The sequence below is a fragment of the Flavobacterium cryoconiti genome (assembly GCF_048158645.1).
Taxonomy (GTDB): Bacteria; Bacteroidota; Bacteroidia; order Flavobacteriales; family Flavobacteriaceae; genus Flavobacterium; species Flavobacterium cryoconiti.
Window position 1 is genome coordinate 208,256 of record NZ_JBLNKW010000003.1, and the last position, 26,636, is coordinate 234,891.

The 26,636-nt window shown below is 32.4% G+C and carries 23 protein-coding genes; 19 read left to right on the forward strand and 4 right to left on the reverse strand.

Annotation, left to right across the window (positions count from 1 at the left end):
• Positions 1-222: 222 nt before the first annotated feature.
• The gene (locus ACM55H_RS06045) at positions 223-2,244 is read right to left on the reverse strand and encodes a dipeptidyl-peptidase 3 family protein (RefSeq protein ID WP_416835657.1); all 2,022 of its coding nucleotides are present in this window, start codon (positions 2,242-2,244) and stop codon (positions 223-225) included.
• Positions 2,245-2,522: 278 nt separating this feature from the next.
• On the opposite strand from ACM55H_RS06045, the gene ACM55H_RS06050 reads away from it, so the two are divergent.
• The 4 genes from ACM55H_RS06050 (at position 2,523) to ACM55H_RS06065 (ending at position 5,328) form a co-directional block, all read left to right on the forward strand.
• The gene (locus ACM55H_RS06050) at positions 2,523-3,767 is read left to right on the forward strand and encodes an SRPBCC family protein (RefSeq protein ID WP_416835658.1); all 1,245 of its coding nucleotides are present in this window, start codon (positions 2,523-2,525) and stop codon (positions 3,765-3,767) included.
• Between the two features lie 62 nt (positions 3,768-3,829).
• Positions 3,830-4,372 (forward strand): RNA polymerase sigma factor, encoded by a 543-nt coding sequence (locus tag ACM55H_RS06055; RefSeq protein ID WP_416835659.1) that lies wholly within the window; start codon positions 3,830-3,832, stop codon positions 4,370-4,372.
• A gap of 33 nt (positions 4,373-4,405) precedes the next feature.
• Positions 4,406-4,819: a hypothetical protein gene (locus ACM55H_RS06060; protein ID WP_416835660.1), complete on the forward strand. Its 414-nt coding sequence runs from the start codon at positions 4,406-4,408 to the stop codon at positions 4,817-4,819.
• Between the two features lie 50 nt (positions 4,820-4,869).
• On the forward strand, positions 4,870-5,328 hold the full coding sequence (locus ACM55H_RS06065; RefSeq protein WP_416835661.1) for a sensor of ECF-type sigma factor: 459 nt from the start codon (positions 4,870-4,872) through the stop codon (positions 5,326-5,328).
• A 64-nt stretch (positions 5,329-5,392) separates the two neighbouring features.
• On the opposite strand, the gene ACM55H_RS06070 is transcribed toward ACM55H_RS06065, so the two are convergent.
• Positions 5,393-6,457, reverse strand: a complete 1,065-nt coding sequence (locus ACM55H_RS06070) for a WD40/YVTN/BNR-like repeat-containing protein (RefSeq protein ID WP_416835662.1) — start codon at positions 6,455-6,457, stop codon at positions 5,393-5,395.
• A gap of 117 nt (positions 6,458-6,574) precedes the next feature.
• Between ACM55H_RS06070 and ACM55H_RS06075 the strand changes: the two genes are divergently transcribed.
• The 3 genes from ACM55H_RS06075 (at position 6,575) to ACM55H_RS06085 (ending at position 11,439) form a co-directional block, all read left to right on the forward strand.
• Positions 6,575-7,954: a hypothetical protein gene (locus tag ACM55H_RS06075; protein ID WP_416835663.1), complete on the forward strand. Its 1,380-nt coding sequence runs from the start codon at positions 6,575-6,577 to the stop codon at positions 7,952-7,954.
• A gap of 126 nt (positions 7,955-8,080) precedes the next feature.
• Positions 8,081-10,042 (forward strand): KUP/HAK/KT family potassium transporter, encoded by a 1,962-nt coding sequence (locus tag ACM55H_RS06080; RefSeq protein WP_416835664.1) that lies wholly within the window; start codon positions 8,081-8,083, stop codon positions 10,040-10,042.
• A 140-nt stretch (positions 10,043-10,182) separates the two neighbouring features.
• Positions 10,183-11,439, forward strand: coding sequence for an RsmB/NOP family class I SAM-dependent RNA methyltransferase (locus ACM55H_RS06085; RefSeq protein ID WP_416835665.1), 1,257 nt, complete (start codon positions 10,183-10,185; stop codon positions 11,437-11,439).
• A gap of 106 nt (positions 11,440-11,545) precedes the next feature.
• Here ACM55H_RS06085 and rho read toward each other — a convergent pair whose 3' ends face one another.
• Positions 11,546-13,351, reverse strand: coding sequence for a transcription termination factor Rho (gene rho, locus ACM55H_RS06090; RefSeq protein ID WP_416835666.1), 1,806 nt, complete (start codon positions 13,349-13,351; stop codon positions 11,546-11,548).
• Positions 13,352-13,532: 181 nt separating this feature from the next.
• Here rho and ACM55H_RS06095 point away from each other — a divergent pair, with 181 nt between their 5' ends.
• From ACM55H_RS06095 to ACM55H_RS06105, 3 genes are all read left to right on the forward strand, one after another.
• Entirely contained in the window at positions 13,533-13,946 is a 414-nt protein-coding gene (locus tag ACM55H_RS06095) for a DUF4293 domain-containing protein (RefSeq protein ID WP_416835667.1), read from the forward strand.
• A 134-nt stretch (positions 13,947-14,080) separates the two neighbouring features.
• A complete protein-coding gene (locus ACM55H_RS06100) occupies positions 14,081-14,743 on the forward strand; it encodes a response regulator (RefSeq protein WP_416835668.1) in 663 nt (220 codons plus the stop codon).
• Between the two features lie 11 nt (positions 14,744-14,754).
• Positions 14,755-16,449, forward strand: a complete 1,695-nt coding sequence (locus tag ACM55H_RS06105) for a tetratricopeptide repeat-containing sensor histidine kinase (RefSeq protein WP_416835669.1) — start codon at positions 14,755-14,757, stop codon at positions 16,447-16,449.
• Between the two features lie 3 nt (positions 16,450-16,452).
• Here the strand turns inward: ACM55H_RS06105 and ACM55H_RS06110 are convergent, their stop codons facing one another.
• A complete protein-coding gene (locus ACM55H_RS06110) occupies positions 16,453-16,950 on the reverse strand; it encodes a metallophosphoesterase family protein (protein WP_416835670.1) in 498 nt (165 codons plus the stop codon).
• A 316-nt stretch (positions 16,951-17,266) separates the two neighbouring features.
• Here ACM55H_RS06110 and truA point away from each other — a divergent pair, with 316 nt between their 5' ends.
• From truA to ACM55H_RS06155, 9 genes are all read left to right on the forward strand, one after another.
• Positions 17,267-18,037, forward strand: coding sequence for a tRNA pseudouridine(38-40) synthase TruA (truA, locus tag ACM55H_RS06115; protein WP_416835672.1), 771 nt, complete (start codon positions 17,267-17,269; stop codon positions 18,035-18,037).
• A 129-nt stretch (positions 18,038-18,166) separates the two neighbouring features.
• A complete protein-coding gene (locus ACM55H_RS06120) occupies positions 18,167-19,921 on the forward strand; it encodes an ABC transporter ATP-binding protein (protein ID WP_416835673.1) in 1,755 nt (584 codons plus the stop codon).
• A gap of 390 nt (positions 19,922-20,311) precedes the next feature.
• Entirely contained in the window at positions 20,312-21,700 is a 1,389-nt protein-coding gene (gene lpdA / locus ACM55H_RS06125) for a dihydrolipoyl dehydrogenase (RefSeq protein WP_416835674.1), read from the forward strand.
• A 222-nt stretch (positions 21,701-21,922) separates the two neighbouring features.
• The gene (locus ACM55H_RS06130) at positions 21,923-22,411 is read left to right on the forward strand and encodes a hypothetical protein (RefSeq protein ID WP_416835675.1); all 489 of its coding nucleotides are present in this window, start codon (positions 21,923-21,925) and stop codon (positions 22,409-22,411) included.
• 669 nt (positions 22,412-23,080) lie between these two features.
• Entirely contained in the window at positions 23,081-23,476 is a 396-nt protein-coding gene (locus tag ACM55H_RS06135; protein ID WP_416835676.1) for a cupin domain-containing protein, read from the forward strand.
• 487 nt (positions 23,477-23,963) lie between these two features.
• Positions 23,964-24,350, forward strand: coding sequence for a hypothetical protein (locus tag ACM55H_RS06140; protein WP_416835677.1), 387 nt, complete (start codon positions 23,964-23,966; stop codon positions 24,348-24,350).
• Positions 24,351-24,389: 39 nt separating this feature from the next.
• A complete protein-coding gene (locus ACM55H_RS06145) occupies positions 24,390-25,307 on the forward strand; it encodes an FRG domain-containing protein (protein WP_416835678.1) in 918 nt (305 codons plus the stop codon).
• A gap of 175 nt (positions 25,308-25,482) precedes the next feature.
• Positions 25,483-25,911: a DUF1801 domain-containing protein gene (locus ACM55H_RS06150; protein ID WP_416835679.1), complete on the forward strand. Its 429-nt coding sequence runs from the start codon at positions 25,483-25,485 to the stop codon at positions 25,909-25,911.
• Between the two features lie 69 nt (positions 25,912-25,980).
• Positions 25,981-26,481 carry a GNAT family N-acetyltransferase gene (locus tag ACM55H_RS06155; RefSeq protein WP_416835680.1) on the forward strand — a complete coding sequence of 167 codons (501 nt, stop codon included), beginning with the start codon at positions 25,981-25,983 and terminating at the stop codon, positions 26,479-26,481.
• Positions 26,482-26,636 lie beyond the last annotated feature (155 nt).

Genomic DNA, 26,636 nt, shown 5'->3' on the forward strand with positions numbered 1-26,636 from the left:
TTTTGTTGCTTTTGTTATTGCAGCAATTTATTCTTACCGAAAAGATTTAGGGATACACAAAGAGTATTACAAGGGAAATTACAAAATATTAATAGGTTTCTTAATTTTTATTGGACTTCTGTTTATGATAAAAATATTTTTCAAACGTTAAGACCTTTATTTTTTGCAATAAAAAAAATGCCCACTAAAAAAGTGGGCATTTTTTTTTTAGAAATTATACTTCTAATTTTCTAAAGGTAAAAAACCAAAGTTTTTAGAGTATTTCAACATTTGTTCTGCAAATGTTTTTGGTTGTTGTACTTCAATCGAAATAATTTTACCCGTTTTGTCTAATTTTGGAACCAATACTGGGTTTACAAACCCACTATAAGCAGCCGAAGCGAATTGCTTATTACGCTCTAAAACTTCAGCATGCAGTTTTTGATCTACTTTCACACCATAATTTTCCACTAATGCTTTGCCTGCATTAAAATCTCCTTCTGATTTGATTCTTTGTACTTCTCTTAATAATTGTCCAAATAAGTCGTGTAATTTTTCATAATCCGTAATATTGAAATACGTTTTTCCGTTACGAGTGATTTTCTCTATAACATTATCCTTTTGCCCTTTTTCAAAAACCCATGAACTCACCCACTGACGGTTTCTCATGTGTGCTTCTTCAATATTAGCCCCCAATTCTAAACGCACTAACTGAGTCATCAATCCGTTTCTGATATAACTGTCATAAGACTCCATTCCTAGTTTTTTCCAATCATCTACTAAGCCCAATTCCTGTAATTTTGGGTTGTACAAATAATATAGTCCAACAAGATCTGCCCTACCTTCCTCAAGTGTCGAAGCATAACTTTTCAATGATTCTTTTGGAGTTCCCACACCTGGATTAATTTGTCCTGAGGCATGCCCCACCACTTCATGTAAAGCAGTATGCATCTTATCCCCTATTTCACCATATTTTTTTGCCAATGCAATTTCTTGCTCATCATTTGCAAATTCCTCTAATTTTCCTTTCCCGGCAGCTTTACCATACGAATCGATAATATTTCCTAAAGAAACTGATTTCGAACCATGCTCCGCACGGATCCAATCTGCATTTGGAAGATTTACTCCAATAGGCGTACTTGGTGAAGCATCACCCGATTCTCCTGCTACAATAACTGTTTTATAAGAAACACCAACAACGTTTTTCTTTTTATGCTCTTGCATCAACGGAGAATTATCTTCAAACCATTGCGCATTTTTAGAAACCACTTCCATTTTTGCCGACATGTCAAAATCTTTTATCTGCACAATCCCTTCATAAGAACCTCTGTAGCCTAATGGATCATTATACACTTCGATAAAACCATTGATATAATCAATATTTCCTTCGGTAGCATGTAACCAAGCAATATTATAATCATCCCATGTTTTTAAACTACCAGTTTTGTAATAGCTGATCAATAATCCTAAAGCATCCCCTTGTTTTTTATTTTCAGCAACAGTTTTGGCTTTTTCTAACCAATAAATAATTTTATCAATTGCTACCCCATACATACCACCACTTTTCCAAACTTTTTCTGTTAATTGCCCTTTTGCATTACGAACTAATTTAGAATTCAGGCCATAAGAATACGGTTTCTTAGGATCTGGGCTTGTTTTTTTAGCGTAGAAATTTTCCGTTTCTTTTAATGAAATTCTTTTGTCATAGAAGTTAATAGCGGAACCTTCCAACAAGCCTTTAGATTCGTCAAGGTTAACTCTTTTAGCATCGACATTATTAAATATAATGGCTTCAATCGTTGGTGATAGAGTTGTTTTTGTAGCTTTTAACAAACCGTTAAAATAGGCAACAGAAAATCCTGGCTTAATCTTATCACTGGAATAATGATGGTGAATTCCATTTGAAAACCAAACTCTTTTAAGGTATATTTCAAAATTTTTCCAGTCTTCAGCCGTTTTATCCCCTTTATAATTTTTATAAATATTCTCTAATGCTTTTCTGATTTTTAAATTGTATTTATAATGTTGGTCCCACATTATATCACGTCCTGAAGTTCCGGCTTGTGTTAAATAATAAACTAATTTTTGTTCTTTTAGTGTTAGATTTTCCCAGCCTGGAATTTGATAACGCAACACTTTAATGTCAGCAAACTGCTCCACAACATAATCAAAAGGAGCTTTCTCGGTAGTTTTTGCTGCTTGCGCATTACAAGTAACAGAAACCGCAAGGGTAATAAAAATTCCAATAATTTTAAGTAATTTCATTATTAATGATATTTAGATGTTTAATAAATTATTATTCAACAAATATACATTTTCTTTAAATAAATAATAAAAATCATCGCTTATAATCCAGTTTCAATAATGTTAAAAAAAATTAGTACAATTATTTTTTTAGTGAATTTCAATTTAATCTTTCGATAATGAATAAAAAAAAATCTAAAAATTACAATCAACTTGAAAACCCCGTTTTATATTTTTTAATAGTTACTCTGCTATATTAATAAAATTTCTAACTTTACAAGATAAACAGCCAATTCATTATGAGGATTTTAAAATATATCTTTCTTTTACTATTACTTAGCTTAGTTGCATTATCCATTTTCATCGCTACACAAAAAGGAGATTTTACCGTAGAAAGGAGTAAAATCATAAATTCTCCAAAACCAGCAGTATTTAATTATGTAAATGATTTTAAAAATTGGGGCGATTTTGGTTCTTGGGCTGTTGAAAATCCTGAAATGAAAATAACTTATCCTCAAAACACGATTGGAAAAGGTGCATCTTATTCTTGGGAAGGAAAAGATGGCAGTGGTGATATGAAAACAATTTTTGTAAAAGAAAATGACAGTATTTCTCAAAAGATGAATTATAATGGAACTTTATCCGATGTTTTCTGGAGTTTTAAAGACACTGTTGGAGGTACAAAAGTAACTTGGCGAACAAAAGGAAAAATGAGTTTCATTTTCAAAATTTATACTGCCTTTAATGGAGGTGTTGAAAAAATCATAGGTGGCATGTACGAAAAAAGTTTGGCCAACTTAGATAAAACCTTAGATTATGAAATAAATACCTATTCAGTAAAAGTAGAAGGTTTGGTAAAAAAACCGGAAACGTTTTATTTACATCAAACTTTCACCAGTAAAATGGTTAACGTTTCTAAGAATTTTAAAATCGTTGCTCCAAAAATTATAGCTTTTTGTAAAAAAAATAATCTTGCAATTACAGGAAAGCCTTTTATAATTTATCACACTTATAATCTTGTAAATGAACTTACTAAAATATCTATTTGTGTACCTATTAAAAATCAAATTTATACAAGTGAAGGAAGTGATCTTTATTCGGGAAAATTAGAAGCGTTTGAAGCCGTAAAAACGATTTTAACGGGTGATTATTCCCATAGAGATAAAGCTTTGGATAAAACTACACAATACCTTAACACTAATCGTCTCGCAGCTGACGCTACAATTTCACATCTTGAAATTTATTCAATCAGTAAAAACGAAGTGAAAAATCCATCAAAATGGGTTACTGAAATTTATTATCCAATAAAACCAAAAGTGGAAGCAGTAAAAATTTACAAACCCGCAGTTATAAAAACTGATGAAGCGATAAAAACAGAACCTGCAGTAAATACTATTCCAGTTACAAAAACAGAACCCATTACAAAAACTAAAGCTGTCGTAAAAACGAATCCTGTTGTAAAAACTAAACCGGTCATAAAAGCAGAACCAATTGTAAAAAAGACAACTCCGACAAAAAAAGAAGAAGAACAATCTGAATTTTAATATTTTTTTACTTCTAATTAAACCTATTTGATAAATTCCATTCTAACTGATAAATAATAGCTTTGCAAGAGGAAAAGGAATTCATTCAAAAACTATTGAACCCAAAAACGCAAAATGAAGCGTTTCAACAGCTCTTGCAAGAGTACCAAAAACCGTTATACAATCATATTCGTAATATAGTATTGAGTCATGATGATACTGATGATGTTTTGCAAAATACGTTTATAAAGGTATTTCAACATTTAAAAAACTTCAAAGGCGAGAGCAAACTTTTTTCTTGGATGTATCGTATTGCAACTAATGAAGCACTAACTTTTTTGAATCAAAAAGCAAAAACGAACGGAATTTCTTCTGAAACATTACAAAACAAAACCATAGATAATCTAAAAGCTGATGTTTTCTTTGATGGAAATGAAATTCAAATAAAACTGCAAAAAGCCATAACTTTTTTACCTGAAAAGCAACAATTAGTTTTCAAAATGAAATATTTTCAGGAATTAAAATATGAGGAAATATCAGAGATTTTAGGCACATCCGTTGGTGCTTTGAAAGCATCCTATCATCATGCAGTCAAAAAAATTGAAGCATTTGTAACAACAAATTAAACCTTTTGTGTTTAATTAAGTCTAATGAATATTATGAAACCATTTAAATTAGAAAACGAGCCAAAAATTGAATCTGGATTTAAAACTCCAGACCATTATTTTGAAAATTTTTCAGCAAAAGTTTTACAACAATTGCCAAAAGAGGAACCAAAAGTAATTTCGATTTTTCAAAAAAAGAAAATTGTAATTATGATGGTAGCGGCTATTTTAATACTTGCATTGATGATTCCAATTCTAAATACGTATTCTACCAAAACAAAAGAATTAGATTCAGCCACTTTAGAAAATTATCTGACCGAACAATCTAATATGACACAATACGATTTGATCAGTGAATTACAACCCGAAGATATTAATAAAATGAAAACAACAGTAGTTCTGGAAGACAAGACTGTAGAAGATATATTAGCTACAAACTCTAATTTAGAGCATCTTATATTAGAATAAATATACATCCAAATTCTTTCTATTAAAATTGAATAAAAAAAATAAAAAAAATGAACATTAAAAAATTTTTACCCGTACTCCTTTTACTATTATCTTTTAATTTTTACGCTCAAGGCGAAAGAATGAAAGAAAAAAAGGAACAAATAAAAGCGCTGAAAGTGGCTTTCTTGACTACTGAACTAGATTTGACTACAAGTGAAGCTGAAAAATTTTGGCCCCTCTATAACACATTTGATGACAAGCAATTTGAATTGAGACATCAAAAAATGAAAACTTTGATGAAAAGAATGGATGATGGAGGTTTAGATAAAATGACCGAAAAAGAAGCCAGTGCTTTTCTTGCTCAAATGGAAAGCAATGATGAAGAATTATTTTTTTTACGAAAAAAATTTACCGCAAATCTTAAAGGAGTTATTCCAGCGACTAAAATCATAAAACTAAGAAAATCCGAAGAAGATTTCAATAGAAAACTATTGCAACAATACCGCGACAAAGGTCCGAGAAGATAAAATTAAGATTTATTAATTCAATAAAACACCCTATTTAATGGTTCATACTATTATTTAGGGTGTTTTATTTTTTAAAATTTATACGAACTATTTTGTTTTTTCCAGCAGCAATTGCAGTATGATTGTCTAAAAAACGAATCGTAAAAAGACTGGAATCTACCGATAATTGTTTCCAGAATTTACCACTATTCGATGAGTAATACAATCCGGATACACCCACTGAAACTAGTTCCTTTCCATTACTGTTTGGAACATATTGAACGCAGGAAGCATAACCAAAACTTTGACTCTCGGCTTGCAGTTTCCAAGTTTTACCTCCATCAGTTGTAGCTGCTTTATTCCCGAAATTTTGGTTTGGCAATTCATAATTCCCTCCAGCTATAAATCCAATTTTTGAATCGTAAAAATCAGCCGTAAAAATTCCTGTCATAGTTTTTCCTTGAACTATTGGTGTGTTATATACTTTCCAAGTATTTCCTTTATCAGATGAATAAAAAACACTTGCTTTTTTTCCACCAGAAACAATCCAGGTTTTATTTCCTTTAATAACAATATTAGTATTGCTTGCCGCAAAAGCTGCTTCCCCATCAATTATTTTAGGCAACTTATCCGATGCAATTTTATTCCATGAATTTCCGCCGTCACGAGTAATTATAACCGAAAGACTATTCTCTATAGGATCACCGATGGCTATTCCATCTTTATCATTCCAAAATTGCATACTATCATAAAATACTTTTTTATGATTTTCTTGATACACTAATCGTACTTCTGAACCGTCTTTGGCGATTTTATATAATAATGCAGGATTGGAAACGTTTAGAATAAAAACAGCCTCCGAAGTTTGTGCAATACTTCTGAATTCAAACTTTAAACTATCATTACTAATAATGCTTTCCTTTTTCTTATTTTGAGTCAAATCATAAAAACCAAATCTGGAATTATCCGCAGCATACCAAATTTTATTTGCATCAATTAAAATGGCCCTAATACTTATTTTATCTTGAAATAACGTATCGATTTTAACGGCTTTAAAACCCATGTTATTGTCATCGATACCAATATTACCAACTGTTTTACAAGACACAAACAAAACAAAACTCATCGAAATTAAAAAAAAACTTCTCATTTATATATAAATTTTAAAGGCTAATTTACAATTAAAAATATAAATACAAACTAGCCACTTTATTTATTGGCACAGTAATTGGATAATCAAAAAATATTAAACTTAATAACATTAATCATGAAAACTAAACTACTCCTTTTAAGTCTATTGACTTCTGTTTTCGCCACACAAATAAATGCGCAGGATAGAACTACAGTAAATGCAATGAATACTGAAATTAGTGACAACTTAGATTTACGAGCTGTTGCATCCATTTTTGGAGATTCGAGAGATCTTCAGGATTTTGAAAGACGATTGAACGATCCAAAACTTCAAATATCAAATTTAGATTTGAATAACGATGATGAAGTTGATTATTTACGAGTAATAGAATCCGTAGAAAATAGAACCCACGTCATTATCATACAATCTGTTATCGATCAAGATGTATACCAAGATGTCGCTACAATCGATGTTGAGAAAGACAGATACAACAATGTTCATGTACAAGTTGTAGGAGATGTGTATATGTATGGTCAAAATTACATTTACGAACCTGTGTATTATAACACTCCACTTATTTATGCTTCATTTTGGGCTTCTAATTACCGCCCTTATTATTCAACATGGAATTGGGGTTATTATCCTTCTTATTATTATACTTGGAACCCATTCCCTGTATTCAGATATAGAAACAATATCAACATTTGCTTAAATGCAAATAACAATTACAATTATGTAAACAATAGAAGAAGTAGCATAGCAATTGAATTATATAGTTCCAGACGTTCCAATGGATATGAAAGACAACATCCAAATTATGCTTTTTCAAGAAGAAATGCACAAGTAACAAATCGTTATGAATTAGAGCAAAGAAGAGGGTCAAGAAATGTTGGATCAAGAAATGATAATGGATATTCTCAAAACAGAACTAATCCTTATAGAGAAGCCCCTTCACAAAGAATGGGACAACAAAGAGAAAGAGACTATTCTCAAAACAGAAATAATCCTTCAAGAGAAGGTACACCACAAAGAGACTATTCTCAAAACAGAGGGAATTCATCAAATGATGCCACTCCACAAAGAGTGCAACAACAAAGAGATTATTCTCAAAACAGAGGAAATTCTTCTGGAGAAGCCGTTCCGCAAAGAGCGCAACAACAAAGAGATTATTCTCAAAACAGAGGAAATTCTTCTGGAGAAGCCGTTCCGCAAAGAACGCAACAACAAAGAGATTATTCTCAAAACAGAGGAAATTCTTCTGGAGAAGCCGTTCCACAAAGAGCGCAACAACAAAGAGATTATTCTCAAAACAGAGGAAATTCTTCTGGAGAAGTCGTTCCGCAAAGAGCGCAACAACAAAGAGATTATTCTCAAAATAGAGGAAATTCAGCTCCACAAGCAGCTCCACAAAGAATGGAACAACAAAGAGGTAACTCTTCAAGAGAAGCAGCTCCACAAAGAATGGAACAACAAAGAGGGAATTCTTCATCAAGAAATGACAACAGAAGATCTTAAAAATCACTATAATAAATTTAAAAAAGCACGGTTATAACAACCGTGCTTTTTTTTGTCATTTTATTAAATAAACAGCTCTAATTTATTTAAAAAGAGTAAATTTGACGAGTTTTTTAAAAATATTACATGAGCGCAGCGCACAAAGACTTGCATACTAAATTAACATTAGGCGGGTTATTAGTTTCATTAGGAATAATTTACGGTGATATTGGAACTTCACCTTTATATGTAATGAAAGCCATACTTGGTGATCATATTATTAATGCCGATGTCGTTTTAGGAGGCATTTCGGCTGTATTTTGGACTCTTACGTTACAAACTACTATAAAATACGTCCTGATTACTTTAAGTGCTGACAATCATGGCGAAGGTGGAATTTTCGCTTTATATGCCTTAGTCAAAAAAACAAAAATTCAGTGGCTAATAGTCCCCGCGATTATTGGCGGAAGTGCATTACTCGCTGATGGAATCATAACCCCCCCCATATCCGTATCTTCTGCTGTTGAAGGAATTAGAACTTATTATCCTCATATAAACACAATCCCAATTGTAATAGGAATTCTATTTGTGTTGTTTGCAATTCAACAGTTTGGAACCAAATTAGTTGGTAAGTTTTTCGCTCCAATGATGCTGCTTTGGTTTGGTATGCTTGCCGTTTTGGGCTCTATACAAATCGCACAACACACTGAAGTTTTCAAGGCCTTGAATCCATACTACGCCTATCACTTATTATACATTCATCCTGAAGGTTTTTTTGTTTTAGGTTTTGTATTTCTTTGTACAACGGGTGCTGAAGCACTGTATTCAGACATGGGACATTGCGGTCGAAAAAACATTAGAATTAGCTGGATTTTTGTAAAAACGGCTTTAGTGCTTAATTATTTTGGACAAGCCGCTTATTTAATCCATCACGAAGGAGAAACATTACAAAGTTTAGGCGGGAAAAATGGAAACCCATTCTATCTCATCATGCCGGATTGGTTTCAACCTATAGGGATTATTATCGCTACACTTGCAGCAGTAATTGCGTCACAAGCATTAATCAGCGGCTCATTTACATTAATAAATGAAGCGATGAGATTGAACTTTTGGCCAAAAGTAAAAATAAAATACCCAACTGAATTAAAAGGACAATTGTATATTCCGTCAATAAACTGGTTATTATTCTTTGGTTGTGTGGGCATTGTATTGCACTTCGAAGAGTCTAGTAATATGGAACATGCCTATGGATTGGCAATCATATTATGTATGATAATGACCACTATTTTACTGAATTTTTATTTAATAATGAAAAGAGTAAAATTGTATTTTATCATGCCATTAATTACCATTTATCTAATTATTGAATTTAGTTTTCTTGCAGCCAATATTACAAAATTTGCAGAAGGTGGCTATGTAACTCTTTTTATAGCAACACTATTAATATCTGTTATGACCATTTGGTATTTGGCTAAGAAAATCAATAAAAGCTACACCAAAATTGTTAAGATTGAAGATTACAAAAAAGTACTTGTTGAATTGAGTGCTGATTTATCCATACCAAAATATGCAACCCATTTAGTTTATATGACTAATGCCGGCAGAACTGATGAAATAGAAGAAAAAGTAATGTATTCTATTTTACAAAAAAGACCTAAAAGAGCTGATATTTATTGGTTTGTACACGTAAACATATTAACGGAACCTTATAAAACAGAGTATAAAGTAACCGAAATTGTCAAAGATGATTTGTATCGCGTTGATTTCAATTTAGGCTTTAGAGAACCTACTAAGATAAACTTGATGTTTAAAGAAGTAATTAAAGACATGGTACAAAAAGGAGAAATGGACATTACCAGTCGATATGAATCTTTGAATAAAAACAATATTATTGGTGACTTCAAATTTGTATTATCTGAAAAATTCCTTTCTAATGACAGTGATTTAAGATGGCATGAAAAATTAATCATGAATTCTTATTTCTTTATTAAAAAACTAAGTTTATCCGAAGAAAGAGCCTTTGGTCTTGACAGTAGCTCTGTTAAAATAGAAAAATTCCCAATGGTGCTTCATGCTCCTGAAAATATTGGTCTAACTAGAGTTAAATAAGGATTTTTTAAATAAAATTTATAAAAAACACTGTTTTGAAAACAGTGTTTTTTTATGTCAAAAAATTAAAAAACAACATTCATTATTAAAAATATAACATTCAATCAATTAATAGTACCTTTGCACCTCAATTATTTAAAATGAGATTACACAGAAATTTAGTTTATACTACCATCGATGCTTTGAACGCCATATTTAATGAAGGCGAATATGCTGATAAAGTGGTAGCCCGATCCTTAAAAAAAGACAAACGTTGGGGAAGCTCTGACAGAAAATTTGTTGCCGAAACCATCTACGAAATCGTACGTTGGAAAAGATTATACGCAGAAATAGCCGAAGTAAAAGAACCATTTGACAGAGACAATCTTTGGAGAATGTTTTCTGTATGGGCAGTTCTAAGAGGCTACCCTATTCCTGATTGGCGTCAACTGGAAGGAACTCCAGAAAGAAAAATAAAAGGACGTTTTGACGAACTTTCAAAAGTGAGAGCCTTAAAAGAATCTATTCCGGACTGGATGGATGAGTTAGGAGTTAAAGAATTAGGAGAAAAAGTTTGGGCAACTGAAATTACAGCTCAAAACCAACCTGCTAAGGTAATTCTAAGAGTAAATACACTTAAGACAACCAGAGAAGCGCTACGCGCTATTTTGATGGATTTAAACATTGAGACAGAAACGTTGAAAAACCAACCTGATGCTTTAGTGTTAAAAGAAAGAGCTAATGTTTTCTTAACTGATGCTTTTAAACAAGGTTTCTTTGAAGTTCAGGATGCCAACTCCCAATTAGTAGCTGCTTTCCTTGATGTAAAACCAGGAATGCGTGTCGTTGACACCTGTGCTGGAGCTGGTGGAAAAACATTGCACATTGCTTCTTTAATGGAAAACAAAGGACAGTTAATCGCTATGGATTTGTATGAAAGCAAATTGAAGCAATTAAAAATCAGAGCCAAAAGAGACGGTGCTTTCAATATTGAATACCGCATCATTGATTCTACAAAAATCATCAAAAAATTACACGAAAAAGCAGACCGTGTTTTAATTGACGCACCTTGTAGCGGATTAGGAGTACTGAAAAGAAATCCGGATGCTAAATGGAAATTAAAACCGGAATTTATCGACAACATCCGTAAAGTACAATCGGAAGTTTTAGAAAGTTATTCCAAAATTGTAAAACCGGGAGGAAAACTAGTATACGCTACTTGTTCTATATTACCATCAGAAAATCAAGAACAAATCGCTCGTTTCTTAACTACTGACATTGGCAAACAATTCAACTTTGTGAAAGACCAAAAAATCCTGGCCTCAGAATCTGGTTTTGATGGATTCTACATGGCTTTGTTAGAAAGAAAAGAAAACTCAGAACAGAAAGAAAAAAGAGTACAGAAAGAAATAGAATAGAATATAGATTTTAGACTCCATAATTCACAAAAAAAATCCTCGAACAAATCGAGGATTTTTTTATGCGTTTTATCTATGTTCTTTATTATATTCTCTTTTAATCTTCTTAATCATTCATTGAGATTAAAAACTCCTCATTATTCTTCGTTTTCTTGAAACGATCATTGATGAAATCCATCGCTTCCACTGGATTCATATCCGAAAGGTATTTTCGCATAATCCACATTCTTTGCAATGTTTTTTGATCCAATAACATATCATCACGTCTTGTACTTGAAGAAGTCAAATCGATAGCCGGGAAAATACGTTTGTTAGCAATTTTTCTATCCAATTGCAATTCCATATTACCAGTACCTTTAAATTCTTCGAAGATAACTTCGTCCATTTTCGAACCAGTTTCAGTCAATGCAGTAGCGATAATACTTAATGAACCACCATTTTCTACATTACGGGCAGCTCCAAAGAAACGTTTTGGTTTTTGCAATGCATTCGCATCCACACCTCCACTTAATACTTTTCCTGACGCCGGTTGTACTGTATTATAAGCTCTTGCCAAACGCGTAATCGAATCTAATAGAATCACTACATCGTGACCACATTCTACCAATCGTTTAGCTTTTTCAAGTACGATATTTGCAATTTTCACATGCTCTTGTGGTTCTCTGTCAAAAGTAGAAGCAATTACTTCACCACGCACACTACGTTGCATATCAGTAACCTCTTCCGGGCGTTCATCAATCAATAAAACAATTAAATACACTTCAGGATGATTTGCCGCAATAGCATTGGCAATTTCCTTAAGCAACATCGTTTTACCGGTTTTAGGTTGCGCCACAATCATTCCACGTTGTCCTTTTCCTATTGGTGAAAACAAATCGATAATTCGTGTTGAAATAGTGCTTTGTTTTTCGGCTAATTTGAATTTTTCTGAAGGAAAAACAGGTGTTAAATGTTCGAATGAAACTCTATCACGAACCACTTGAGGATCGTGTCCGTTTATTTTTAAAACGCGTACTAATGGGAAAAACTTCTCCCCTTCTTTTGGTGGACGAACCACTCCTTTTACTGTATCTCCGGTTTTAAGTCCAAACAATCTGATTTGAGAAGTCGATAAATAAATATCATCAGGTGAAGCCAAATAATTATAATCTGAAGAGCGCAAGAAACCATACCCATCAGGCATCATTTCAAGAACACCTTCACTTTCTATAATTCCGTCAAATTCAAAATCAGAAGCAGCAAAATTACTTTTCTTATTTTTAAAATTTGGATTTTGATTCCCGTTTCCATTTCCATTCCCGTTTTGATTTGGGTTTTGATTTGGGTTTTGGTTAGGATTCTGTTTATGTAATTGATTTGGATTTATCTTTTTAACAGGTGCAGCAGGAGCTTCCGTTTTATCTTCAATGGCTGCATCTACAACCTCTACATTCTCTTTGGCTGCTTCTTTTACTTCTTCCTTATCCTTTTTTAAAGCAATTTTCTTTTCGTAGGCTGATTTATTAAATTTAATAATTTTACCTACTTTTTTCTCCCCATCTACTGGCTGTTCTGCAATTGGAGTAATATCCTCTTCTTTTGTTGTTGGTTCAACTGAAGGAAGATTTTCTTCAACTGGAGTACTTATTTCTGTTATAATTTCTTCTTTTTCAAAAAGAGTATTTTTTACCGCTTTTTGTATCGCTACTTTTTTTACGGGAACGATTCGGACTCTTTTGGGTTTATCGTCTTCAACATTATTTTCCTTTTTAGAATCTAAAGCTGAATCAACGTTAGTAGCCACTTGATGCTCTAAAATTTGACTAATTAAAGTATCTTTTTTTACACCGTTAAACTTTATGGTTTTAGCTGATTTAGCTATTTCTTGAAGCTCAGATAGCTTCATTTCTTTTAATGCAGAAATATCAAACATGAATGTTCTATGAGTTTAATTATTTTGGAAAATTGTAAAGATAGGTAGTAAACTTTTTTGTTTTGAATCAACCGCAGTATGAAGTGCTTACGGTATTATGATGCAATAATACGAATAAAATTTTATCATACAATAGCATTTATAAAAAAGAAAATATATTTTTGTAGAACAAATTCAAACCATGATACAAAGAATTCAAACCATTTATTTATTTCTTGCTTTTGTAGTGACAGGAATTTTACCGTTTTTCATTCCTTTATGGACAATGAACAATGGTAGTGATTTTTTATTCATGCAGGACCAAGTCTATGTAATCTTGTTTGGATTAAGCACAACGCTTACTCTATTAAGTATTGTATCGTATAAAAAAAGACAAAATCAATTTGTTATTGGCAGATTGAACATAATATTAAATTTAATTTTATTAGGATTGTTTGTATATCGTTCACTAAACTTATCTGGAGAAACACTCGCTGTTTCAGAGAAAGGTATTGGGATGTTTCTACCTGTAGTTGCTATCGTATTATTAGTCTTGGCTAATAAGGCCATCAAAAAGGATGAAGATCTTGTAAAATCTGTGGATAGATTGAGGTAAACCTATAAACTTAATTTATTAGTGCGAAGAAGACCCGAATGTAACAGTTCGGGTTTTTTTGTGCTTATAAATACTAAAAATCTTACTAAATAATCCATTATATTTTTATAAATTTGAAACGTAGTAATTTCATTATGAAAACAAAAACCAGAATCCATTTAGCAGACGATCATCAAATACTCATTGACGGAATCAGTACTTTACTGCAAACTATTCCTAATTTTGAAGTAGTGGGGTTTTCTTTAAATGGAACTACTATTTATGACGATGTTATCAATAACAAATCCGATATTCTTGTTTTGGATATTAACATGCCTGAAAAAGATGGCATTGAAGTCATTAAAGAATTTTCCGAAAAAGGCTTTCCCTGCAAGGTTATTATTCTTTCCAGTTATGACGAACTAAAATTGATCAAAGAAATCATGAAACTTGGTGCTAGTGGTTATCTGACAAAAAAATGCGCAGGCGAAAATATTGTAGAAGCTATTGAAGCCGTTTCCAGAGGAGAGGAATATTTTTGCCAATCCGTTAGAGAAAAAATCTTTAATTCATTTACAAAAAACAATCCAAAACTAAATAAATCAGAACCGATTACGAACTCCATTTTAACTGGACGCGAATTAGAAATCATCACTTTGATTTCTTTAGAATATAGCGGTAAGGAAATTAGCGAACAACTTTTTATCAGTGTCAATACCGTAGAAACACACCGTAAGAATATAATGAAAAAATTAGATGCAAAAAACACTATTAGCTTAGTGAAATATGCTCTTAAAAACAATTTGATTAAGCAATAAAAGCTCTTTTTATGCCTAAAATTCGAATTAACATTGTACTCTTTCTATTGCTATTACTTTCTAGTGCTTCTATTTTTGCCCAAGAAAAAATACCTACTAAGGAAGAAATTACACTATTAGCAAAAGAGGCCAATAAACATATGAAAACGGGCAATTTTGAAAAATCACTCGTAAAATCAAGAATCGCTTTACATTATGCCATCGCTGTTAAGGATGACAATCTCATCGCCTCTATTTACAATACCATTGCTGCAAATTTTGATGAATTAACAGAATTCGACAAAGCCTTTTTTTACTATAAAAAAGGCTTGTTTTATGCCAAAAGAACAAATAATAGTGAATTAAAAAACTGGCTTTATAATAATTTAGGAAATATTTATTGCTTTGATAAAAGGCAATATGAAAAAGGAATTGTTTGCTACAAAAAATCGCTGGAATACAGTCAAAAAACAAATAATTTTACCCAAATTGTTTTTACAAAGCTCAATATAACTTGGGCTTACTTCGACATTGGTCGTTTTGATGACGGTTACCCTTATTTAGTATATATAAATAAATACCACAAAAAATATGGTGATGAATCTACAATTGTAGCACTAAACATGCTCAATGGTATGTACAATAGCTACAAAAATAATCCCAAAAAAGCCAATTACTTTTTTCAAAATGCCATAAAATACGGAACGGAAGGAAATGAAAAATCCGATTTGTCTTTTTCACATTTAGAATATTCCAAGTTTTTATTAAAAAATAGAGCGTTCCAAAAAGCATACGAAAACCTGACTCTTTATAACTCAATTACTGCTGAACTTAATTATGAAGAAAAACTAAAAAAAACGAATGTTGCAGGAATTAACCTTGAGATTGATCGCTACAAAAGAGAAATTGACAACATAGAAATCAAATACAAAACCAAACAAAATTTACTGATAGAAAAACAGAATAAAAATAGAAAAATTAGTATTATCGTCATTTCGTTATTACTCCTAATCATTATTCTTTTTTATTTTTTATTTCAAAATACAAGACTAAAACAGAACAACAAACTAAAAGACTTACAAAGCAAAATTCAGGAAAACATCATCAACGCATCCATTAACGGACAGGAATTAGAAAGAAAAAAAATCGCTTCTTTTTTGCATGACAACATTAGTGCCTTGCTGTCTTCTGCAGGATTACATTTAAATGTTTTTACTTCACAAAACCTGTTACCACCCCAAGAAATACTAAAAACCAAAGCTATACTTGAAGAAGCCCATGATAAAGTTCGCGATTTATCCCACGAACTGATGCCCACACTTTTAGCACGATTTGGTTTATTTTATGCATTAGAAGATTTATGTGAAAAAAACTCAAATTCCGTAATTGAATTTAAGTATTCGAGTTCCGTGCCTACAAAAACGCGTTATAATGAAGAATTTGAAATGAAAATTTATTTTATAGTCAGTGAACTTTTAAACAATATAACAAAGCATAGCCAAGCAAATTCTGCTAAGGTTACCATTCAAGAAAACAATAATCTCCTTCAAATCCATGTCTATGATAATGGAAAAGGTTTTGATCCCGCCCATTTTCATATTCTTGAAGGTTTTGGACTCAATCAGATTCAAGCGAGAATTAACAATTTAAAAGGAGGTATTTCCATCGATTCAAAGCAACATTATGGAACATCAATTTATATCATTGTACCTATTGCCGCTAAATAGAAATCACCCTTTTTTCTCTATTTCTATAATTTCCAAATCTTTTATTTTATCCCCTTCAATGACAAAACGCAACATGGTGCGTACCTGATGAAAGCCACTTTTTCCAGCTGCTCCGGGATTCATGTGCAAGAGATTGTGTTTTTTATCAAATATTACTTTTAGAATGTGCGAATGTCCACAAATAAATAATTTTGGAGGATTGGCATCCATTTCCGCTTTAATGTTGGGATTGTATTTCCCCGGATAACCGCCAATATGCGTAATCCAAACATCCACTCCCTCACACATAAAACGGTTGTGCAACGGAAACTCTAATCGGGCTTGAGCATCGTCAATGTTACCATAAACACAACGCAACGGCTTTAGTTTTTTTATCGCATCGGTTACGGCTAAATCACCAATGTCGCCTGCATGCCAAACTTCATCTGCCTGAGCGACATATTTTAAAATGGTATCATCAATATGGCTGTGCGTATCCGAAAGGAGTAATATTTTTTTCATATTTATATTGTCATTGCGAGGAACGAAGCAATCTGGAGCTATTTCCTGCTTTTCTCTTCAATCTTTTTATCCGCCGAAAAGGCGAATAAAAAGGATTTTCGTTTCAATCAGGGCTAGGATTTTGTGGTAAAATTAAACATTCAAATTCCAAATAAAAAATCCATTTAAAACTTAACAAACTTTTGCGCCATAGCAACTTCGTGACACAAAAATTAATAAGTATCTTTGCTTCTTTAATTGTATAAAACACGATTTCTTTCAGAACAATCTGAAATCTGAAATCTGAAATCTGAAATCTGAAATCTGAAATCTAACCTTGAGGTACTTCATAAAATTAGCATACAACGGAACCCATTATCACGGCTGGCAATACCAACCCAATGCTGCTTCAGTTCAAGAAACGATGAACAAAGCATTTTCGGTGCTATTGAATACCGAGATTAATCTTATGGGAGCCGGACGCACGGATACTGGTGTTCACGCCAAGGAAATGTACGCCCATTTTGATTTTGAAAGACCATTTGATATTCCAAATTTAGTTCACAAACTCAACTCCTACTTGCCCAAAGACATTGTCATTTATGATATTATTCCCGTTCACGACGAAGCGCACACACGTTTTGACGCGACTAAAAGAACGTATGAATATCATATCAACACGTTTAAAGATGCTTTTTCGCAAGAACAAAGTTGGTATTTCCATCAAAAATTAGATGTAGATTTAATGAACGAAGCGGCCAAATTATTGTTTAATTTTACTGATTTTCAGTGTTTCTCTAAAGTAAATACAGATGTGAATACATTTGACTGCACGATTTTTGAAGCGCATTGGACTCGAGGCACAGCCGAACAGTGCGCAGACAAACAAGAAAATGGCAACCTTATTTTTACGATATCGGCCAATCGTTTTTTACGAAACATGGTACGCGCTATTGTGGGAACATTAGTAAATATTGGATTACACAAGATTATATTAGATGATTTTATTGCCATTATAGAAAGTAAAAACCGAGATAAAGCTGGTTTTTCGGTTCCGGCGCATGGTTTATATTTAACCAAAATAGAATACGATTACATTACGCAATAGCCCAGATAGCAGTGGAAATCCTTTTTATCCTGAACTTGTTTCAGGATCCTGAAACAAGTTCAGGATAAAAAGATTGAAACGAATAGCTGGAAATAGCTCCTGAAAACAATCAGGATAAATCCAAAAAATATGAAAGCAAAAGCATTTGATACCCGATTATTCAAACGAATATTACAATATACAAAACCGTACCAATGGCGTTTTAACGGCGTGATTGTTTTTGCCATTTCACTGTCTATATTTGCGGCCTTGCGTCCTTATTTATTGAAGCAAACGGTTGATGGCTACATAAAAACCCACGACCAACAAGGATTATTAATGTATGTAATCCTGATGGGAATGGTTCTTTTGATGGAAGTATTTTCGCAGTTTTACTTTGTATATTGGGCAAACTGGCTGGGACAGGACATCGTGAAAGACATTCGAACAAAACTTTTCAAACACTTGTTGAGTTTTAGAATGAAGTATTTTGATCTTGTTCCTGTGGGGCAACTCGTAACGCGTTCCGTATCGGATATTGAGGCAATTGCCCGAATTTTTAGTCAGGGATTATTCATGATTATCAGTGACTTGATGAAAATGGTTGTGGTGCTTCTTTTTATGTTCTACATGAACTGGACGCTGACTTGGATTGTAATTGTGGCTATGCCAATTCTGGTTTTCTTCACCCGAATTTTCCAAAAGAAAATGCAAGTCGCTTTTGAGGAAGTGCGTACGCAAATTGCCAATATGAATTCCTTTGTTCAAGAACGTGTGACAGGAATGAAAATTGTACAACTTTTCAACAGAGAAGACATAGAATTTGAAAAATTCAAAAGCATCAACGACAAACACAACAGAGCTTGGATAAAAACCATTCTTTATAACTCCATCTTCTTCCCTATTGCAGATATTATTTCATCATTAACATTAGGATTTATCGTTTTGTACGGTGGAATTAAAATATTAAATGGCGATCATTTTACCACTTTTGGAGATTTATTTTCGTACACCATGTTCATCGGAATGTTGTTTAATCCATTGCGCCAAATTGCGGATAAATTCAACGAGATGCAACTGGGAATGATTGCGGCGAATCGTGTTTTTGATATTTTGGATACCCAAGATCAAATACAAGATACCGGAACGATTGAAGCGCCCCTTTTCAAGGGAGATATAAAATTCGAAAATGTTCGTTTTGGATATATTCCTGAAGAAGATGTGATTAAAGGAATTAACCTTGAAGTAAATGCCGGACAAACCATTGCGATTGTAGGCTCTACGGGAGCAGGTAAATCAACGATTATCAACTTGTTAAACCGTTTTTATGAAATCAACAGCGGTTCCATTTATATTGATAATCACAACATAGAACATTATACTTTAAGTTCATTGCGTACACAAATTGCGGTGGTTTTGCAGGATGTTTTCCTTTTTGCTGATACTATTTTTAATAACATCACCTTGAATAATCCAGCCATAAGCAGAGAACAAGTTTTGGCTGCAGCCAAAAAAATTGGCGTTCACGATTTTATCATGAGTCTACCGGATAATTATGATTTTGACGTCAAAGAACGTGGTGTTATGCTTTCGTCAGGACAGCGCCAGTTGATTGCTTTTTTGAGAGCGTATGTGAGTAATCCAAGCATTTTAATTTTGGATGAGGCCACTTCATCTATAGACACCTACTCCGAAGAACTGATTCAACGCGCCACTGAAACTATTACCAAAGGCAGAACTTCGATTGTAATAGCGCATAGACTCGCAACTATTGTCAATGCTGATAAAATTGTGGTTATGGATAAAGGATTAATTGTGGAGCAAGGCACGCATCAGGAATTAATAAATCGTGAAAGTGGATATTACAAGAACTTGTATGACTCGCAATTTTCGGTAGCTAATTAAGTTTTTCACTCAGTTAATTGTTAATTTGGTTAATTCTTTAACCGTAAAAACTAGATTATATAGCATTTTAAACTAGAATGAGTTCAACTAATTTTATTTAAAAAAACAGTGGTTTTTTGAAAATTTGTTAGTTTATTACTTTATTTCATTGAAATTTTCTCAAAACAGAATAAATCCTTAAATTCGCCCAATCAATTAATTTAATAAAAACGTACCTAAAATGAAATGAGCTTTTGCTAATTCCATTTATATAACTAAAAAAATAAATACTTAAAAAATAAAATGAATTTTTACGAATTCATTTTTACAAAAATTTAAATAAAAAGAAAAAAATGACACGAGCGTTAGCGACTGCATTTCACCAATAAAAAACAAATAAAAAACTTTGAAATGAAATACGATATTATAGTTTTAGGAAGTGGCCCAGGCGGTTATGTTACAGCCATTAGAGCATCACAATTAGGCTTTAAAGTAGCCGTGATTGAAAAAGAAAACTTAGGCGGAGTATGTTTGAACTGGGGTTGTATCCCAACAAAAGCGTTACTAAAATCAGCTCAGGTTTTTGATTATCTAAAACACGCTTCTGATTACGGATTGACTGTTTCATCATTTGACAAAGACTTCCCTGCAGTTGTACAACGCAGTCGTAGTGTTGCTGACGGAATGAGCAAAGGAGTTCAATTCTTGATGAAAAAAAATAAAATTGACGTGATTGATGGTTTTGGAAAACTAAAACCAGGAAAAAAAATTGATGTTACTGACAAAGACAATAAAGTTACTGAATACAGTGCTGACCATATCATTATTGCTACTGGAGCACGTTCTCGTGAATTACCAAACTTACCACAAGACGGTGTAAAAGTAATTGGTTACAGACAAGCAATGACCTTACCAACACAACCTAAATCTATGATTATTGTAGGTTCTGGAGCAATTGGAGTAGAATTTGCACATTTCTATAATTCTATGGGAACTGATGTTACCATTGTAGAATTTATGCCAAATGTAGTTCCCGTTGAAGACGAAGACATTTCAAAACAAATGGAGCGTTCTTTGAAAAAAGCAGGAATCAAAATCATGACTAACTCATCAGTAGAAAGAATTGATACTACAGGAGCAGGTGTTAAAGCATTTGTGAAAACAGCAAAAGGAGAAGAAATTCTTGAAGCTGACATCTTACTTTCGGCTGTTGGAATCAAAACTAATATTGAAAACATAGGATTAGAAGAAGTTGGTATTGCTACTGACAGAGATAAAATTTTGGTAAACGCATACAACCAAACTAACATTCCTGGATATTACGCTATTGGTGATGTTACACCAGGGCAAGCATTAGCTCACGTAGCTTCTGCTGAAGGAATCAACTGTGTGGAGAAAATCGCAGGACTTCACGTAGAACCTATCGATTACGGAAACGTACCGGGTTGTACGTATGCAACTCCTGAAATTGCTTCAGTAGGTTTGACTGAAAAACAAGCTAAAGAAAAAGGATACGAATTAAAAATTGGTAAATTCCCATTCTCAGCTTCAGGAAAAGCGAAAGCTGCCGGAACACCAGATGGTTTTGTAAAAGTAATTTTTGATGCTAAATATGGCGAATGGTTGGGTTGTCACATGATTGGAGCCGGAGTTACAGATATGATTGCTGAGGCAGTTGTGGCTCGTAAACTGGAAACTACAGGACACGAAATCTTAAAATCTATCCACCCACACCCAACAATGAGTGAAGCTGTTATGGAAGCCGTTGCTGATGCGTATGGCGAAGTAATACATTTATAGATTTTAGATCGTAGATTAACGATTTTTGATTTCAGATTTATTAATCCGATTTGTGAAAACAAGTCGGATTTTTTTATGTTTTAAAGTAAATAAAAAACAAGAATCCTATTAAAAAAATATTAATATTTTAACAAATAAACTAATATTAATTCGTAAATTTGATTGTATTGTGCGATATTTAAATACAAATATGTTAAAATTTAATAATTTAATTTATTTGCTATGAAAACACTAAGACAATTCAGTTTAAAGCCGGTATTGATAATTATTTTAATTACTCCTGCATGCACTCCAAGTTCAGATGATTTGAAAACCGACAATCGATTAAATGGTGTAGCTCCAATAGATAACCAAAATAATATTACTATTGTTGTTACTGACGGAACTTTGAAAATAGATCTTTATTGGGACTCTGATAACAATGAAGCAATTAATTTCAATAGGTTTAATTTTACTTTTGAAACTAAAAATAGATTAACTGCCACTGACGGAACAACTACTTATAAGGGAACTTGGTCACTAACTGATACAACAGGGTATATTGATACTTTATCAGAAATAAAATTTGATATTACTTTTACATCCCCAATACATTTTGTGGAAACAATAAATCATTGGGAAATCATTGATCAATCAAGAAGCGATATTAAATTAAGTGATGTAATTTATGGCAACGGAGAAACAGATTTTTCCATAGTTAGTAAAAATTAAAAACTTAGCTAACTAAAGAATGTAACGCACAATAAAACAGTTACAAAATAATACTCATACCATTAAAACAACATTTAAAGCCAAAACAAAATAGTATTCTTGCGCTATCTATTCGTTTAATACTGACAAAAATAGTACTATAAATTCAACACTTATTCTAGGCAAATTGTTGCTGCTGATTGCACTACTAAATCCGTTTTTTCTTATTCTTTGGAACAAGAAAAAACGGATTTTTGAATATATTTATCCCTCCTCACTTTTTAAATAAATAATCACAAAACATTAAAATTCAATAGATTATAATTAAAAAAGACACTTAATATAATATTGGGTTGGATTTTTTTGTAAATTAGTAGCCTCGTAAAAATGACGCCCTTATAGCGCCTCACTATTCAAAAAACGAATGAATTAGTACGCCAAAACTTATAGTAAATATGAACCGATTATAAGTTGGTTTAAAAAAACTAGAAGTCATTACGGACAAACAAGAATACCTATAATTCAGTTATATGCTTCTTGTCAATGCCGACTCACAACAAAGATAAAATACAAAAACCATCGACTACTTAAAAAACAGGTGAAACCAAAAGCCAAACAAGTAGAAAAAATTAAATTAAAATAACTAAAAATTTAAATTTAAAAAAGATGAAAACAATCAAAATGATTTTAGTGACAGTACTCTTTGGATTATTCCTACTACAAGGAGCAAGTTTGTATGCACAAGACCCCATGAAAGCATCCCCAAATGTGTATAAAAAAATACTGCTTGAAAACGACAAGGTAAGAGTAATGGAGGTTGAATTCAAGCCGGGAGCAACAGCTGCGTGGCACAGTCATCCTAACCATGTCATCTATGCCTTAACCAGCGGAAAAATAGAAATAACTGAAAAAGGCAAAGCAGCAACTACTATGGACATCAAAGCAGGTACCGCTATGTATATGCCTGCAGTAACTCATATGGGCAAAAACGTTGGAACCACCACAATCAAATTAATTGTGACCGATATGAAACCAATGATGCAAAAAAAGATGAATCCCATGATGGCTCCGGCCAAGAAAAAATAACAAGCCATATTTTTGGCAAAATAATTCATTTGATTCCATTTTTTGAATACGATTTAAAAACACCAAAATCCGTCTCATTTTAATAAGGCGGATTTTTTTATGGGCATGTCCTTGTTGCTGAACTATGGTATAAAAGACATTATTTTTTATGCAACAAGGTCAGGCTGTACGTTATAATCTCCCGAAGAAAAATCGGGAGGATTTCCACTGCCATCCTTCATGCAAATCAACGGTGACGACAACTAAAATTATCACCATGTAAATTCAAAAAGCATCTAACAAACAAACTGTCCTTTTTATAATTTGTAAGAAAATTTTAATATATTTGAGAATAAATAAATAAATATTGATGCTTATCAGACAAAGCGACCCAATTTAGGGATGATAAGTCTGACATCGTTAGACCTATCTACAAGTTACCTGCAAGTTTACCGGAAAATCGTGCTAAATTTGAACAAATCAATTAAACTTTAAAAACCAATTATAAATGAAAAATGCAATCGCAATTTTAGGAATATCTTTAATTTTTCTTTCTTGTAGTAAAAATTCTGATCAGGAAAGTATTGTCAAAAACAGTTTAAGTAAAAGTAATCTTTATAAAAACGAAGTTGAATCATTGCAGTTTGAGACTTTCGAAATTTTAGATAAAGATGCTTACGATTATATTATAAAAAGATACCAAAAACAACAAGAAAGTTTTGCTAATATCAAAACAAGTAAATTAATCTCTGTGTATTTAGATTCATTAGGAAAGTCAAAAGGAGAGAAATTTTATAGAGTTCATTTTTTTAGAGTAGCAGGAGATACTTTAAATAATGGTTATGTTTTATTAAATAATAGCAATAAAATAATTGGATTCGATTATAAAAAATAAGCGCATAAAAACCTACAGGAAACAGCTACTAAAACGGATTTGGACAATTGGCAAAATTTGAAGTTGGTTTTATATTTGGATCCCGAAAGCTTTCGGGATCCAAATACAAAAAATGGACTTAATTTAGTCCAAACTCAATGTGGTGCCAAAAAGTCACCAGCAAGTTTAATAAAACCAAAAATGAAAATAAAAACGAATATTACTAGTCTTTCGGAATTTATAAGTTTTATAAATAATACAGAACATCAACATATTTCGCAATGGTTATATCGTGGACATTCTAATTCTAATTATGAATTAATTCCTAGTTTATTCAGAATTGACACAAAAAAATCTTGGGCTCATTGGGATAGTATAGAAGAATATATAATGACACAATTTAAAAGAGAATCCATACCTTTTTTAAAAACAATTCCAAATAGTGAAATTGAATGGTTAACTATTGCTCAACATTATGGATTACCCACAAGATTATTAGATTGGTCAACAAATCCACTAATTGCTTTGTATTTCGCTGTAGAAAATTTTGAAAATAATGAAGATGCAAATGTTTGGTTATATGGATTATCGTCGACAAATAATTGTTGGGAAGAAAGTACTTGGATAGCTAAAAAAATAAATTTAGGGGGAAATATTTGTGAAAATATTATTTTCCCACAACACATTGATTCTCGTATCACTAATCAATCAGGGTGTTTTACAATTCATCAAATCCCGAATAATAAAGATAGCTTTATACCTGTCAATGATTCTCCAAGAATATTTGATACATTTATAAAACTTACAATAAATAAAAACTTAAAAAAACAAATTCTTAACGAATTGTATTATGTCGGAATACACAGGGGTTTTATTTATCCAGGATTAGAAGGAATTACTTCAAGAATAAAATTTGAAATTGGAACAACCCACAGGAGAACTACATATAAAGATTTAATAAAAAATCACACAGAATAAAAACCTGCAGGTAACACACGCTACAAGCAATTTGGGTATTAGGCTTAATTTGAAATTGGTTTTGTACTTGGAATTATTTGGCAAATCCGAAAACAGGGCTTAATTTAATCCCAAACTGCTTGTAGCGCGAGAACGTTAACCGAGGAAAATTAACATAAACAACACGATTATGAACATGTTTGCAAAAAATGAGGCTAAATCTGTAGAAGAATATCTTTTGAGTGTACTTGACGATCGTAAAAAAGATATTGATTTTATTCATGATTTTATTCAAAAAGCAGTTCCAGAGCTAAAACCTTATTTTGCATCAAATATGATTGGTTACGGTTCGTTTTACTACCTCGATTCAAAAAAACAAAAAAAGGATTGGCCCATAATTGCCTTGGCAAATCAAAAGAATTATATAAGTATTTATGTATGTGCAATTATTGAAGATAAGCATGCAGCAGAAAAATATAAAAAGGAACTTGGCAAACTTAGTAAGGGAATAAGTTGCATTCGATTTAAGAAAATTGAGGACATCAATCTTGAAACCCTTAAAATTGTATTAAAGCTCGCTGAAAAAAATCCTGGCGTTGAAGGTGCCACTTTAGTAGATAAATAGTTGGCTTGCCCAATGCTTCGGGATAACTGAGGTTAGCGGTAAACATGTTAAAACACAATTACAGATAAAATGAGATTACCTCCATATAACATTTTCCCAATTATATCCGGCGACAAAATCTCGTTGCGACAAATTCTCACTACAGATATTGAAGACCTTATTGAAATTTCGTTTTATGATTCTGTTCAGGCAACTACTTTTCAACAGGCGACAGAAATGCAGGCTAAAATAAACAAGGACTATATTGACGGTAATTCCGTTCATTGGGGTATTGCAGACAATTTAACAAATAAAATCATTGGGACTTGTGGTTATTATCGTGGATTTGAGGAAGAAGCAGGCGAACTTGGTTGCGTTTTATTACGGCAATACCGTGGGCAAGGTTTTATGACTTCTGCAATGTTATTAGCCATAGACTTTGGAATAAATAATATCGGACTAAAACGTGTTTGGGCAATTACAACCAAACAAAATGAGAAAGCAATAAAACTTCTTGAACAACTTAACTTTATCAAAACTGCAGATTTAGACGATAACGAAATTGAATACGAATTAAGACAAAATGTATAATGGACTGACTAAGAGAAATAACGCCACTGTTAACAAATTCTACAATTGATTTGGGCAACTGGCTTAATTTGAGAAATGGGTTTGTATTTAAAAGTTAGTGACACCCGAAAAATAAATAGTAACTTAGTTTCTAAAACTAGAACAAAACTAAGGAG

Bases quoted from the DNA above. Each gene is read 5' to 3' on its own strand.
- ACM55H_RS06060 (WP_416835660.1), top strand. From the start codon at position 4,406: ATGAAACCATTTAAATTAGAAAACGAGCCAAAAATTGAATCTGGATTT.
- ACM55H_RS06050 (WP_416835658.1), top strand. From the start codon at position 2,523: ATGAGGATTTTAAAATATATCTTTCTTTTACTATTACTTAGCTTAGTT.
- ACM55H_RS06045 (WP_416835657.1), bottom strand. From the start codon at position 2,244: ATGAAATTACTTAAAATTATTGGAATTTTTATTACCCTTGCGGTTTCT.
- ACM55H_RS06130 (WP_416835675.1), top strand. From the start codon at position 21,923: ATGAAAACACTAAGACAATTCAGTTTAAAGCCGGTATTGATAATTATT.
- ACM55H_RS06110 (WP_416835670.1), bottom strand. From the start codon at position 16,950: ATGAAAAAAATATTACTCCTTTCGGATACGCACAGCCATATTGATGAT.
- ACM55H_RS06105 (WP_416835669.1), top strand. From the start codon at position 14,755: ATGCCTAAAATTCGAATTAACATTGTACTCTTTCTATTGCTATTACTT.
- ACM55H_RS06120 (WP_416835673.1), top strand. From the start codon at position 18,167: ATGAAAGCAAAAGCATTTGATACCCGATTATTCAAACGAATATTACAA.
- rho (WP_416835666.1), bottom strand. From the start codon at position 13,351: ATGTTTGATATTTCTGCATTAAAAGAAATGAAGCTATCTGAGCTTCAA.
- ACM55H_RS06075 (WP_416835663.1), top strand. From the start codon at position 6,575: ATGAAAACTAAACTACTCCTTTTAAGTCTATTGACTTCTGTTTTCGCC.
- ACM55H_RS06140 (WP_416835677.1), top strand. From the start codon at position 23,964: ATGAAAAATGCAATCGCAATTTTAGGAATATCTTTAATTTTTCTTTCT.
- ACM55H_RS06085 (WP_416835665.1), top strand. From the start codon at position 10,183: ATGAGATTACACAGAAATTTAGTTTATACTACCATCGATGCTTTGAAC.
- lpdA (WP_416835674.1), top strand. From the start codon at position 20,312: ATGAAATACGATATTATAGTTTTAGGAAGTGGCCCAGGCGGTTATGTT.
- ACM55H_RS06095 (WP_416835667.1), top strand. From the start codon at position 13,533: ATGATACAAAGAATTCAAACCATTTATTTATTTCTTGCTTTTGTAGTG.
- ACM55H_RS06150 (WP_416835679.1), top strand. From the start codon at position 25,483: ATGTTTGCAAAAAATGAGGCTAAATCTGTAGAAGAATATCTTTTGAGT.
- ACM55H_RS06100 (WP_416835668.1), top strand. From the start codon at position 14,081: ATGAAAACAAAAACCAGAATCCATTTAGCAGACGATCATCAAATACTC.
- ACM55H_RS06080 (WP_416835664.1), top strand. From the start codon at position 8,081: ATGAGCGCAGCGCACAAAGACTTGCATACTAAATTAACATTAGGCGGG.
- ACM55H_RS06065 (WP_416835661.1), top strand. From the start codon at position 4,870: ATGAACATTAAAAAATTTTTACCCGTACTCCTTTTACTATTATCTTTT.
- ACM55H_RS06070 (WP_416835662.1), bottom strand. From the start codon at position 6,457: ATGAGAAGTTTTTTTTTAATTTCGATGAGTTTTGTTTTGTTTGTGTCT.
- ACM55H_RS06155 (WP_416835680.1), top strand. From the start codon at position 25,981: ATGAGATTACCTCCATATAACATTTTCCCAATTATATCCGGCGACAAA.